This is a genomic window from Ensifer sp. ENS09, from assembly GCF_014852425.1.
Lineage (GTDB): Bacteria > Pseudomonadota > Alphaproteobacteria > Rhizobiales > Rhizobiaceae > Ensifer.
Genome location: NZ_JACVBP010000003.1, coordinates 293324 through 306832 on the forward strand (window position 1 = coordinate 293324; position 13509 = coordinate 306832).

A 13509-nucleotide genomic window follows, 5' to 3' on the forward strand; every position below is an offset into this window, starting at 1 on the left:
ATTATGTTTTCGGTTTGTCGTGTCGCACTAAAGCGCCTCAGTTCAGCGTGTTCTTGCGCAGCAGCGCGTCGGCTTCGGCGATCCGCTGGCCGTCCTTGTTAAAGACGTGCAGCGCCTCAGGCGGCGCAAAGAACGAAACCCTCGCGCCGGTCTCGACGCGCGGCAGGGCGTTGGTCGTCAAGAACAGCGTGTCGCTCTCGTTCCTGAGCTCCAGGATCCAGCTGCCGCCCGTCGGCAGGACGCCTGTCACCGTCATTTCGCCGGAGAAGCTGCCGGCGGGCACATCGTCGGTCTTGACCGAATAGCCGATGGCTTCCGGCCGGATGCCGATCGAACCGATGCCGCGCAGCGACGGGTGGCGCGTGCCAAGATAGGCTTCGGCTGCGCGCGACAGCGCAGAGGCCGCGGCCGATCCGAAGGTCAGGATGTTGATCGGCGGGCTGCCGACGAATTCCGCGACGAAGCGATTGGCCGGGCGATCGTAGATATCGTTGGGCGTGCCCATCTGCTGCAGCGTGCCCTCGTTCATGACAGCGATCGTCGTTGCCAGCGTCATTGCCTCCCACTGGTCGTGGGTGACGAAGACGATGGTCGTCTTGAACTCATTGTGGATACGCTTGAGCTCTGCACGCATTTCAAGCCGCAGCCGGGCGTCGAGGTTCGACAGTGGTTCGTCGAGCAGAAGCACGCCTGGATTGACCGCCAGCATGCGGGCAAGCGCCACGCGCTGCTGCTGGCCGCCCGAAAGCTGCGACGGGTAGCGGTCGCGGTACTTGGCGATGTCGAGCGCCTGCATCACCTTCTTGACGCGCTTTTCGCGCTCTTCCTTCGGCAGTTTGCGCAGCCTGAGGCCGAAGTCGGTGTTGCGTTCAATCGTCAGGTGCGGCCAGAGCGCGTAGCTCTGGAATACCAGCCCCATCTCGCGCTTTTCCGGTGGGATGAACACGCCTGCCCTGACCGAGTCGACCACCCGCTCCCCGATCCGGATCTCGCCGTCCGAGAGGTTTTCGAGGCCGGCGATCATGCGCAGCGTCGTGGTCTTGCCGCAGCCGGAGGGGCCGAGAAGGCACATGAACTCGCCGTCGCGGATTTCGAGATCGAGGTTGGAGACGGCATTGGCGGAATTGACGCCGTAGTTCTTCTGGGCGCCGCTGAGATTGATGGTGGGCATCAGCTTCCGAGTCCTTCTGCGAGATTGGTCTTGGTCAGCTTCTGGGCTGCCAGGGTTCCGAGATAGGCGATCGCCGCGATGATCAGCACGACCGCGTTTGCCGCCTGGGTGTAGTGGTAGTCGACGAGCCGAAGCGAATAGGTGGTCAGAACATCGGTGCTCGGCACGGCGAGGATGACGAAGAGGCTCAGGCCCTTGATGCCCGAGATGAAGGGCAGCAGCACGCCTGTCACCAGCGAACCCTTCTGGATCGGAATGACGATCAGCATCATCCGGCGGAACCAGCCGGCGCCGGAGATCTGGGCTGCTTCTTCCGGATCCTTGCCAAGCTGCGTCATGGCCGAGATGCCGGCGCGCGAGGCATAGGGCATCTGGTCGGCGATGAGCGCCAGCACGAGGATGGTGACGGTGCCATAGAGGGCCGGCATCGGCCCGCGTGGCACGGCGAAAAGCGACAAATAGGCGGCGGCAAAGGCGATGCCCGGCACCAGATAGGGGAGGAAGGTGACTTGGCGAAGATAGACCGACAGGGCCTTCACCGGCGTCCGGATAACCACATAGCCGACGAGCAGTCCGAGAATGCCCGAGGTCAAGGACGCAAGGCCGACGATCATCAAGGTGTTTTTGGCAGCCGCCCATAGATCAGGGCTCAAGAGTACTCCGGTCTGCAGCGCCACCGTGTGGAGATCACGGCCGATCCAGTAGTCGAGCGTGAAGTTGTCGAGCGTGAACTGCGCCGGCAGCTTCATGATGGTGGAGAGAAACAGGGTCAGCAGCGGCAGGCCGACGCTCAAGAGAAAGATGAGCGCTGCAAAACCGGTCGCTGGCAGACGGTACTTTCCGAGGCGGCTTAGGCGGTTCATCGAACCCTTGGAGCCGACGGTGACAAAGCGCCGGGCTTCGCGCACCAGCCGCGCATCGATCATCAGGGTGATGATGCCGATCAGCATGATTGACGCCGCGACGACACCGGCTACGCCGGTCTGGCGCGACGCGATGCTGCGGAAGAGCGAGGTGGACAGTACCTCGAATTTGACCGGCAGGCCGAGCACATAGGGCACGCCGAACTCGCCGAGGCACTTGGCGAAGATCAGCACCATCGAGGACAGAAGTGCAGGACGCATCAGCGGCAGGATGATCTGCATCGCCACCTGGTAGCGCTTGGCTCCAAGGATGCGGGCGGAGTCTTCGAGCTGGCTGTCGAAGCGGCGGAGCGCCGAGCCGAACAGCAGGATCACGAACGGCGTATAGTGCAGCGCCAGGATGATGATGATCGGGAAGCGGCCATAGGCGACCCAGTCGGGCGGCGTCAGCCCCATCGCCTCGAACCAGCCCGGCTGGCCGCCGACCGTGCGGTTCTTGAAGAGCGTCGTCCAGGCAAGCGCAAAGGTCCAGGCCGGTAGCATGTAGGGCACGATCAATGCCGTTGCGAACCAGCGCCGTCCGAACATGTCTGTCCGGCTGATCAACCAGGCGAGCACCGTGCCGATAACCAGTGACAGGCTGATTGCTCCGATCGCCACCGATAGCGTGTTGAAGAGCGGCCGCCAGAAGAGGTCGACCGAGACCGGCGACAGGAAGGCACGATCGAGGTAATAGAGCGTAAGCTCGCCGAAGTCCTTGCCGAGCCGCCGCTCGTGGCCGAATTGGACGCGCACAGAATCAAGCACGATCGAGATGATCGGCACGACGATGAGATAGGTAAAGAGAAGCGCCGTCAGGACGCCAATCAGCGTCGTCGGCTCCCGGGAGGCGACCTTCATCCGATAACGCCAGCGTTGCCATGCCGTGGGCGCCATCGCGCTGTCGGGCAATGTTGCCGCCTTGGTTGTTTCACTCAATAAGGCCATGCTCTTCCCCTTGGAACTCAACATGCGCTGCCTGCCCCGGCATCGATGCCGGCCGGAACTCTCAATCTGTCAACGGGGAACAGAAATCAGCACCAGGGCGTGGCGCTGACATACGCATGAAGCCGCTCAATGACGCGAAAGGCAGCGGCTTTCGGGTACTCACTCCTCCCCGTTCGCAGGGCAGGCACAGGCGCCTGCAAGACGTCGGCGCAAGCTCCTCAACCGCGCCGCCATCACCACGAACATAGACAGAACAAATATTCCAATTCGGCTCCGTCTATGGAATGTATGATCCAATGACGGGGCGCTGTTGTCAACAAAAAAATGCACACGTGAGCAATGGCATAACATATTGTTTTTAAGCTATATTTTGTGACCATAATGCACTATGTTGCGAACGCGTGATCATCGGGGTCGGGCGAATGGTTCCAGCAGGGCTGAAGAGCCGACATGCATGGAGCGAAAGCGCCCGTTCGCAAGCCTCATCGATTGGTTCACTGAGCGTGTAAGCTCGAACTTTTTCGTTGGAATGGACCTGCTTTTGTGGCCCTGATGGAAAGCATCTGATTCTGCAGGAGAAAGGCATGGCAAGGGGCTTTGTGACGGCCGAAGAGGTTGCAAAACGCGCGGGCGTCTCACGCTCGGCGGTCTCGCGAACCTTTACGCCCGGAGCCAGCGTTTCCCAGGCTGTGCGCCGCAAGGTTCTCAAGGCCGCCCGGGAACTCGGTTACCGGGTCAACCGGCTGGCGCAGGGGCTGAACAACGATCGCTCCAATCTTATTGGAGTTGTCGGCGCCAATCTCAGTGCGCCCTTTCATGCAAAACAGCTCGATCTCTTGAGCATCGGCCTGTTGCGTCGCGGTCTGCAGTGCCTGTTGCTGAATGCCGCGGATGCGCGAAAGGATATCGCACCGCTGATCGAGCTGCTGTTCGAGTTCCGGGCGCAGGCGATTATCGTCCTTTCCGGAGAGCCGCCGGAATCGATTGTCGACCAGTGCATTGCCAACGGTGTGCGCCTGATCCTGATCAACCAGAAAATCGACCGCACCGACACCAGCATGGTGTTGAGCGACGATTCCCGCGGTGCGGATCTTGCCGCGCTGCGCCTGATCGAAGCGCGCTGCAAGAAGGTTGCGGTGATTTCGAGCGGCAGCCAGACCCCGGCGCAGGTTCGCCGCACCACTGCCTTCCAAAAGAAGATGGCGACCGCCGGCGTCGAAGTGGTCGCCTGGTCGGGCGGAACGACGAGTTATGAAAGCGGTTACCAGGCCGGCTGCGAAGTGCTCGTCGACGAGACGATCGACGGCGCGTTTTGCGTGACCGATCTCTTGGCTCTCGGCTTTCTCGACGCGGCCCGCACCGAAATGCACCGTCGCGTGCCGGCCGACCTTTCCGTCGTCGGCTTCGACGATATTCCGCAGGCCGGGTGGAAGAGTTACGAGCTCACCACGGTTGCGCAGTCCTTTTCCGCCCTGACGGAGCATGTTCTCGAAGCGCTGGAAGCAGACGAGATGGAAACGCGACTTCAGGTCGTTCCCGTTACGATGGTTGAGCGCAAGACCGCCCGACGCTAGGCCGGAACACTTAGGAGGCCGCCTGCCGGATGCGGCTGTCGATCAATAGCCCGCTCTGATCAAGAATGGGGTGCGCGACGGTTGCGATATGCGCGTTGATGCGCTTGAGGTCGCGCAGCATGTCGAGATGAAGCGAACTGGTTTCGATGCTTTCGGCGCGGCCATCGCGCAGGCGCTGCAGGTGCCGCTCAGCCGACTGCCGCTCCAATCTGCGGACATCTTCCTTGGCTTCCACCAGGCGCCGTGCCATCGCGTTGTCGCGTGTGGCAAACACGGCCTGGGCCATGCGCAGATTGTTGATCGTGACGGCGAAGAGGCGCGACAGCTCCTGGTGCCCATCGGAGGAGAAAGCCAGGCCGCGGGCGATCTTCTTTGCAAGTTCGGCAAGAAGTCCCTTCTCGATGATGTCGCCGATATGCTCGAGGTTGATGGCATAGTCGACGATGTCCATGGCGCGGCGGCGCTGTTCCTCGGCGATTTCGCACTGGCCGACACGCGAAACATAGACCTTGATCTCGTGTTGCACGCGATCCACGCGTCCTTCGAGCGTGCTGATCGCAGCAAGCCTGGAAGGATCCGTCTGTTGCAGGGCATCGTTTGCTTCGACCAGCATGCGCTCCACCAGGTCGCCGACGCCCAGAACTTCGCGGCTTGCGCCGGCAAGCGCTGCGACCGGCGTGCCGAGATCGTTCTGTTCCAGGAAAAGCGGGCCATCCGTCGCCTTCGGCTCGTCCGGCAGCAGGCGCATGGTGAGACGCGATAGTGGCCGAGCAAGCGGAGCAGCCAGAAGCGCCAGCGCGAGATTGAAGGCGAGATGCACATCGACCGGCAGATTGCCGCGTGAGACAGGCAACCGGTCGATAAGTGGGGCGACGTATCCGGCGAGCGCCAGAGCAGCCAGGCAGCCAACGGCCCGCACGATCAGGTTGCCAAGCGCAACCCGCCTGGCGCTCGCCGCAGCCTTGAAGGTGGCGAGAACCGGAGGTACAGCACCGCCGAGATTGGCGCCGAGGACGAGCGCGATGAGCAGGCCCGTCGAAAGGCTGGCAGAGGTCGCAAGCGACAGGATCAGCATAACGACGGCCAAGCTCGATGACGCAAGGGCTGCAAGTGCTGCCGAAATGACGAGCGCCACCGGCCAGGCGTTGTCGAGCATCCCGAAAAAGGCAGAAAGGGCGGCAGAGGTTCGCAACGGCTCGGTCGCGCCGCCAATCAGATGTAGCGACAGCAACATCAGCCCGATGCCAACGAGGGCGGCACCTGATCCCTTGCGTGCGTTTGAGCTGCCGCGACCGACAACGAAGCCGCAAAGCAGCAAGAGCGGCGAGAGCCAGCCGAGCCCTAGAGCGACGATCCAGGCCGTCATCGCCGTGCCGACGTTCGCGCCGAGAAGCACGATCTGCGCCATGCGCGGCACGACGAGATCACGCTCGACGAAGGACGCGACCATGAGAGCGGTAGCGGTGGAACTCTGGAGAGCGACGGTTGCAATGAGGCCACTTGAAAACGAACGAAGTCCGTCACGCGTCCCGGCCGTCAGTCCGGCTTTCAGACGCCCGCCAAACGCGCGTTGCATGCCGTCGCGAACCTGGCCAAGGCCGAACAGGAGGAGCGCCACGGCGCCGAAGAGGTTGATGCTGACGATTGCAGTGCTCATGGCCCCCTCCCCAATGCTGCTTACTGCCGGCCGCGCAGCAACTCCGCTCGAAAGAGCTGCTGAAAGGAAGCATAGGTGTCAAAGCCGAGGTCGCTGACGAGCCGCATGACCGTCGTCGTCGAGACGCCACTGCGCACGGCGACTTCCCGTGCGCTGGCAAAGGCGACGTCGTACGGATTGGCAAGCACGAACTTGGCCACTTCCAGACGGCCACCCTTCAGGTGGCGTCGGCCCAGACGGCAAGATTCCCGCAACTCGATGAAGGTCGCCGGCGGCGCGGAGGAAGTGGCCGTGGAGAGCGACTGGTCCATGTCAGGCAGCCTCTTCGGTGTCGGAATTGCTTTCGATGCGGATGCGCCGGCTTCCCGCTTCGGCACGATCGAGGAAGGCGTCGAAGGCCCCGAAGAAGATCGCGAGGAAGCCTGATGTCGATCCGTCCCATCCGGTCGCGGGCCCACGGCCAAAGTGCTTGGCGAGCAGGCGATAAAGCGCGCGGCGCGGCTGAGCTATCTTGTCGAGCGCCAGCGCGCCGGCTTGGCGCAGGCAGTACCAATCGGCGATCACCTCGATCATGTCGAGGCTGGCGGTGTCCTCAGGGATAGCGATCGATACCTGCCCGGAAGCGCACGTCATTTCACCGGCGTCAATCAGCCGCTGGCAGACGGTAGCGACCGACAGCCCGGATATCTCGTGGACGACATCCACGGGCCATTCCTTCGGAAAATAGCGATGCTGGACCAGGGCGCGCTTGTGTGCCTTCAGGAAGGAGCCATAGTCCGCTGCGGCAAAGGCTGGATCCGCATCATCGCCGGCGCGCGCCACCTCGCGACGATAGGCGCGCAGCACGCGCTGATCGACGGTCATGTGTGACAGTTCAACGGTCTCAATGGACGACGTCGATCGAGACGGTTCGACGATCTTGAAGGCCGGCGGAAAGGCCACGAGCGAAGGAACGGCGACATTGATGAGCGAGTGGCCTCCGCGCGTGCGGCGCGTTACGCCTTCGACATGCAGGTGCCCGCTAAAATGCAGCGTCATGCCGGCGGTGATCAGTGCATCTGCGACCGCCTGCTGCGGCGTCCGGCGGGCGATGTTGGTCTCGCCGAAAAGAAGGCTTTCGGCTCCGGTTGCGCCATCGAAGGGATCGAGCACCGGATAATGCGAGAATGCGAGCAGCGTTTTTCCGAGCTTCGTTGCGCGCGCGGACACGTCGGCAATCCAGTCGATGATGAATGGCTTCAACCTGATAAGCGCGTTCCAGCCCGCGCCGGTGCTGTCGACGAAAGCGGCTTCATCGCCCTCCTCAAACAGGCCGTCGCGTGGTTCGAAGACGTTGGCGTCGATCATCAGCAACCAGAGACCCGGCTCGGGCTCGACCAGATAGGAGGCATCCATCAGCCTGTAGCAATTCCGGCCGTCCGGAGACGAGACCGGATAGAGCCGATCCTCGACGCGGTCAGACGCCCCGAACGGGGTTTCCCAATGAAGATAGTCCGGCCGTCGGAAGTACCCATGGGTAGCCACGGGGGCAAGGCCCGTCGGATATCCCTCGCAATACATGCGCGGCGTTGCGTGGCTGCCGGGGGCTGCCTTTCCTTCGTCGCTCGTGACGAGGACCCTCACGTCGTTCCGATCAAGAAATTGTTTGGTGTGGTGTCGCCCCTTGGGCCCGAAGATGTCGTGGTTGCCCGGAAGCGCATAAAAGCGCGTGCCATGGGTGCTCTCGTGCCCATCAAGAATGGTGCGCAGGCGCGCCGTTGTCTGTCTTTGCCCGTCGTCCGTGTAGTCGCCCAAAAGGACGACGTGACGGATGCCGCGGCTCGCGACCTCCGCCAAGGCCTCGTCCAGCGCTTTGGCGCTTTCGTTGAAGACGCGGGTGGATTCCCGCGTGTCGGTCCAGCTTCTGACCGCCAGTTTATCGCCGTCGATCTCTATCCCAGGGAATTCGAAGTCGCTTTCAAGATCATGGAAATGCGCGTCGGCGATGATGGCGATCTTCGGCAATTCAGACATCGGCTTTCGCCTCCAGGCGGGAGGCTTCGACGAGATCGATCCAGGCCGAAGCGCGGCGCGCTGCTTCATAGAGCATCGGCTTCGGCGTCTCGAACCATTCATCCGGCCGCAGTTCTCGATGCTCGCGGATATGGGCGACGGCCGCGTCGAGTGTCGGAAACCGATGCGGCTGCTGTTTGTGCAGGAACAGCGCCACCAGCGATACGGAGCGGCTGCGTCCGCCGCGGCAATTGACGAGGATGTTTCCGCCATCGGCAAAGGGATAGGTTGCGCGCTTCGGCATCGTCTGGCGCAGTGCGCCGTCGAGAATGTAATAGGCACCGAGCATCATCGTGTCGGGGCTGCCATCACCGTCGATCATGCCGAGCTTGTAATAGCGGACGGCCGCATAGCCGCTTGCACAAAGATCATCATTGATGCTGACCTCTTCTTCGCGCACGAGGTTGATGTCCAGGTTGATCGCGCAATTGACGACAATGGAGATCCCGTGACGCTTGAGCAGGTCGAGGTCACGCGCGCCATCACTGCCGCCGATATAGAGATCGGCGCTGTGCGGTCCGAGTTCTCTGGCGATCAGGCTGATAGCGGGCCGGGTATAGACCGGTGCGTCCATTGGATTTCCTCTTTCCTATGCGAACGGGTGGAAGGCGTCGTCAGGCTATCGCCGTTTCAGGCCAGCTGGAGCTCGGCGGCTTGTTCGCTTTCCCGCACTGGGATGCCTGAAGCCACACTCACGCCGCTGGCGATCGCCGGTGTCGATGCAAGCACCGGCCCGCCGTCGAGCAGGCTGCCGATCTCCATGAAGGGACACACAGTGCCGCCCGCCTCGGCAACGAGCAACAGTCCGGCAAGGCAATCCCACGAGTTCATGTGCAGTTCGACATAGGCATCCGACCGACCATCGGCGACATAGGCGAGCGCGAGAGCTCCCGAAGCGCCGCGCCGCACATTGGCGCCCTTCTCCAGCATCTGTCGCATCGTCTCCAGATAGGTCTCGTCCGGTACCCGCCGCGACCAGCCCATTTCGACCGAAGCGGCATCGAAGGTCGCCGTCGACGAGACCTTGATGACCTTGCCGTTGAGCGTTGCACCGTCTCCCCGCCGGCAGAAATAAAGTTCGTCGTGGGCCGGATTGTAGATTGCGCCGATCTCTGCGCGCCCGTGCTCGACATAGGTTATGGAGATGCAGAAGTGCGGGATCCCGCGCGCAAAATTCGCCGTTCCGTCGACGGGGTCGACGACCCAGACGCGATCGGCAATGGTGCCGCCGCCTTCCTCGCCCAGGAACGCATCGGCTGGAAAATGGGTGGCAATCGCGGCGCGAATATGGGCCTCGGAAGCCGCATCGGTTTCCGTCAGGAAATCCTGCGGGCCTTTTAAGGAATAACCGCGCTCGGCGCTTGCCTTGAAACCGTCGAGTACCAGGGCGCCGGCAGAGCGGATGACATCCCGACACAACAGGGCCCGTCCGGAAAGGTCGTTCGAATAGCGCGGCTTGTGATCGTTCATCGGCGAAACTCCATTGCACACGCGTGCATATTTGCACGCGTGTGCATTCCATGCAAGTCGAAAATGCCGGTCCGTGCCAGGCAGGCGCCCGGAAGGTTGATCGCTCGTCGCGGCCGAACTCAGGTGGGCATCTGCGGCATTTCTGCAATATCCAAGCAGGCGCCGTCGACGTAGTGTCCACGCGTCGAATCTCAAGGCAGGGTCGAATGACGACGATCACGATACAGGAAGCGCTCGACCGGGCGGGCACGGGCCCCTATCAGCGGCGACTGATGGGCATATTCGGCCTGGTCTGGACGGCCGATGCCATGCAGGTACTCGCCGTCGGGTTCACCGCCGCTTCCATTGCCGCGACATTCGGCCTGACGGTTCCCCAGGCGCTGCAGACGGGCACGCTGTTTTTCCTGGGCATGCTGATCGGCGCCGTCGGCTTCGGCAGGCTTGCCGACCGGATCGGTCGCCGGCGGGTCCTGATCGTAACCGTTGCCTGCGACGCGGTCTTCGGCATCCTGTCGATCTTTGCGCCGAATTTCGCAGTCCTGCTTGTCCTGCGCTTCCTCACTGGCGCTGCTGTCGGCGGCACACTTCCCGTCGATTATGCGATGATGTCGGAGTTCCTGCCCGTGCGCAGCCGCGGGCGATGGCTGGTGATGCTCGAAGGCTTCTGGGCAGTCGGCACGCTGATCGTCGCTTTGGCGGCATGGCTTATCTCTCTTGCCGGCCTTGCGGACGGATGGCGCTATATCTTCGCCGTCACGGCCATTCCGGCAGTCATTGGCGTCGGACTTCGCTTCCTCGTGCCGGAATCGCCGCTTTACCTGTTGCGAACGGGCAAGGCGGAGGCGGCCAGGGCGATCGTCGATCGCATGCTGGCAGTCAACGGTCGGCCCCAACTCGAGCCGACCGTTTCGATCGCCCTGCCCGCGGCGACCGCCGCTGTCGGCATCTTTTCGAAGGACTTGCGTCGGCGCAGCCTCCTGATCCTTTCGGTCTGGTTCCTCATCTCGGTCTCCTATTACGGCGTCTTTACCTGGATGCCGCCGCGGCTAGCCGGCGAAGGCTTCGGCTTCGTGCGGGGCTACGGTTTCCTCGTTCTCATCGCTCTGGCCCAGATCCCGGGCTATGCGCTTGCCGCCTACGGCGTCGAGACGTGGGGACGGCGACCGACGCTGGTCGGCTTTTGCTTGTTGTCTGCCCTCAGTTGCCTGTTGTTCGTCGTCGCGGACGCGGCCTCGGTCGTTGCTGCCGCATTGCTGATCATGAGCTTTGCGCTGCTCGGCACCTGGGGTGCACTCTATGCCTACACGCCGGAACTCTATCCGACCGCCTTGCGCGCGACCGGCATGGGGGCGGCCGGCGGCATGGCCCGGCTGGGCGGCCTGCTTGCGCCATCGCTCATCGGCTTGCTGGTGGCGAAGGGCTTCGGCCTGGCGATCGGCACCTTTGCCGGCTTGCTGCTTGTGGCGGCGATCGCCGCTGCGTTGATCGATGCGGAAACCCGCGAGGTGTCGCTGACCTGAGGCGGTGCGTTCTTTCCAGGGGCAGTTAGTCACAGTTCGGAAAACGGAACAGCGTTTCAAGGCGTTAGCCCCTCCCTTGCCTGTGAACAACCTGTGGACCGGGGGCGGACAGTGCTCGAAGTCCTGCCGTCCGCTGTTCGATCGTAAAAGCGGTCGTAGAATGGCTGTGCGGTCAAGCTCACGACCGTTAGTGTAGCAACTATCTCATCGGGGCCGGCACGTGTGCCGGTCCCGATTGCCTGCCGGGACGGATGTTCTTGGCGGCGTCCCCTCCCCCACGGAAAGCTCTTTTGGCGCCGTTTGGCAGTTCAGGCTGACGACCGCGCTGCACGTCTTCCGTTTATGCATAGCTGCATTGCACAATAAATGTTTTCCAGCTGGTCAAAAATCAGGCATAAAGCACACAGCTGATGCACATGGCGGGTCTCCTCCCAGTCCGCCGCAGCAGCTGTTCCCCTCTGGAGGTTTTTGACCTTCACACCTTTATGGGCCGCGGTCTTCCGCTGGCCCTTTTTTCTTTTCTGCGGTCTTCACCTCCGGCACGCTCCACGCCACTGTTGCAATTGCGTTTCGAAAAGACGTGTTCTGTAATGGGCCGCGTCATTGAGCGGGGGACCGGTGGAACCGACACATCTGTTCGAACTGGTGATCGGCATGTTTGTCGCGATCATCGCGCTGCACTACGTCGCGCATCGGCTCGGCCTGCCGCCGTCGGTGGCGCTTCTTAGCGGTGGCGCGATGCTCGCCTTCGTGCCGGGGCTGCCGGCCATCGCGGTCGATCCGGAACTGGTGCTCGTCATCTTCCTGCCGCCGCTGCTCCTCGATGGCGCCTGGACGATCGCGCTCGGCCGTCTGCGCCGTCACCTGATCGGCATCGCCTCGCTAGCGATCGGCGCAGTGTTTTTTACCGCGGCCGTCGTTGCCGTCGTGACCCACCTCATCTTCCCCTCCCTGCCTTGGGCCGCATGCGCCGCACTCGGGGCAATAGTCTCGCCGCCCGACGCCGTCTCGGCACGGGCCGTGCTGCAGCGCGTGAAGTTGCCGAGACGGCTGCAGATCCTGCTCGAGGGCGAAAGCCTGCTCAACGACGCAAGCGGCCTAGTGTTGTTCCGCTTTGCGATCGCCGCCGGCATCACAGGCGCTTTCAGTGCCAGCGAGGCGGTCGGAAACTTCTTCCTGCTGGCGATCGGCGGCGCCCTCGTCGGCGTCGTCATCGGTACGGCCTGGGTCCTGCTTGCCCGCCGTCTTGGGGATGAGTACCTGATCATCGCCGCCACGGCCCTTTTGTCCTGGACGTCCTATCTGCTCGGTGAGTTCCTGCATGTTTCCGGCGTGATCGCGACGGTCACCACCGGCCTCGTCGCCAGCTGGCATCAGCATACCGTGCTTTCGGCCGCCACCCGTATGCGCGGCTCCGCCTTCTGGGCCGTCATCGTCTTCCTGATGGAGGCCGCGGTCTTCATCCTGATCGGCCTGTCGCTTCGCGGCGTGGTCGAGCGTGGCGGCGGGTTCGAGACCGTCGCTGCGACCCTGGGATGGCCCATCCTCATGGTCCTGATCGCGCTCACCGTCGCCCGCTTCCTCTGGGTGTTCGGGTCCGACTTCGCAATCTGGCTCGGCAACCGGCTGGGGCTTAAACGTTATACGCCGGTCGGCGCACGCGGTGCGACCGTGCTTTCCTGGGCCGGTGTCCGCGGCGTGGTGACGCTCGCGCTTGCGCTGAGCGTGCCCGAGGGCTTCCCCGGCCGGGACTTCATCCTGGTGACCTCCTTTGCCGTGATCCTCGGAACGGTGCTGATCCAGGGAACGACGCTCGGGCGGGTGATTGCCTGGGCGAAGCTCGTCGAGCCTTCGTCGGAAAAGGCGCCCCTCACCTTAAGCCAGGCCGAGGCGGCGATGGCCCAGGCGCAGCTCGTCACGATTCAAAGCCGCGCCTATGACACGGCGGGCAATCTCATCCATCCGCAATTACTCGACCGCTATCAGCGCCGCGCGGTTTCGATCGTCGACTATGCCGCACGCACGGAGCATTACACGCCGATCCTGCACGCCCATTTCGATGTTGTGCTCGAAGCGGTCGCGACCGGGCGGCGCGAACTCATCCGGCTTCATCGCGCCGGCGAAATCGACGATGAGACGCTGCACGAACTGGAACGGGATCTCGACCTTGAAGAGTTGAGCGCAATATCAGCCAAGGCATGAGGCTCTTGCCTGA

The 13509-nt window shown here is 62.8% G+C and carries 10 protein-coding genes; 3 read left to right on the forward strand and 7 right to left on the reverse strand.

The genetic code is table 11. The features are described from left to right. Nucleotides 1-37: 37 nt before the first annotated feature. The gene (locus IB267_RS16400; RefSeq protein WP_192448561.1) at nt 38-1171 is read right to left on the reverse strand and encodes an ABC transporter ATP-binding protein; all 1134 of its coding nucleotides are present in this window, start codon (nt 1169-1171) and stop codon (nt 38-40) included. After that, a complete protein-coding gene (locus tag IB267_RS16405) occupies nt 1171-3021 on the reverse strand; it encodes an iron ABC transporter permease (protein WP_192448562.1) in 1851 nt (616 codons plus the stop codon). The genes IB267_RS16400 and IB267_RS16405 overlap by 1 nt, the downstream gene beginning before the upstream one ends. Before the next feature lie 584 nt (nt 3022-3605). On the opposite strand from IB267_RS16405, the gene IB267_RS16410 reads away from it, so the two are divergent. Further along, nucleotides 3606-4595: a LacI family DNA-binding transcriptional regulator gene (locus IB267_RS16410; protein ID WP_192448563.1), complete on the forward strand. Its 990-nt coding sequence runs from the start codon at nt 3606-3608 to the stop codon at nt 4593-4595. Nucleotides 4596-4605: 10 nt separating this feature from the next. On the opposite strand, the gene IB267_RS16415 is transcribed toward IB267_RS16410, so the two are convergent. Genes IB267_RS16415 through IB267_RS16435 form a run of 5 tightly spaced genes read right to left on the reverse strand, consistent with a single transcriptional unit; the run spans nt 4606 to nt 9774 of the window. After that, nucleotides 4606-6252 carry a Na/Pi cotransporter family protein gene (locus tag IB267_RS16415; protein WP_192448564.1) on the reverse strand — a complete coding sequence of 549 codons (1647 nt, stop codon included), beginning with the start codon at nt 6250-6252 and terminating at the stop codon, nt 4606-4608. Nucleotides 6253-6272: 20 nt separating this feature from the next. Continuing rightward, on the reverse strand, nt 6273-6563 hold the full coding sequence (locus IB267_RS16420) for a MurR/RpiR family transcriptional regulator (protein WP_192448565.1): 291 nt from the start codon (nt 6561-6563) through the stop codon (nt 6273-6275). Between the two features lies 1 nt (nt 6564). After that, nucleotides 6565-8265 carry a metallophosphoesterase gene (locus IB267_RS16425; RefSeq protein ID WP_192448566.1) on the reverse strand — a complete coding sequence of 567 codons (1701 nt, stop codon included), beginning with the start codon at nt 8263-8265 and terminating at the stop codon, nt 6565-6567. Beyond that, a complete protein-coding gene (locus IB267_RS16430; RefSeq protein ID WP_192448567.1) occupies nt 8258-8878 on the reverse strand; it encodes a dual specificity protein phosphatase in 621 nt (206 codons plus the stop codon). The genes IB267_RS16425 and IB267_RS16430 overlap by 8 nt, the downstream gene beginning before the upstream one ends. A 56-nt stretch (nt 8879-8934) precedes the next feature. Further along, on the reverse strand, nt 8935-9774 hold the full coding sequence (locus tag IB267_RS16435; RefSeq protein WP_192448568.1) for an inositol monophosphatase: 840 nt from the start codon (nt 9772-9774) through the stop codon (nt 8935-8937). 206 nt (nt 9775-9980) lie between these two features. On the opposite strand from IB267_RS16435, the gene IB267_RS16440 reads away from it, so the two are divergent. Then, the gene (locus tag IB267_RS16440) at nt 9981-11294 is read left to right on the forward strand and encodes an MFS transporter (protein ID WP_192448569.1); all 1314 of its coding nucleotides are present in this window, start codon (nt 9981-9983) and stop codon (nt 11292-11294) included. A gap of 618 nt (nt 11295-11912) precedes the next feature. After that, nucleotides 11913-13496: a Na+/H+ antiporter gene (locus IB267_RS16445; RefSeq protein ID WP_192448570.1), complete on the forward strand. Its 1584-nt coding sequence runs from the start codon at nt 11913-11915 to the stop codon at nt 13494-13496. Nucleotides 13497-13509: the final 13 nt, after the last annotated feature.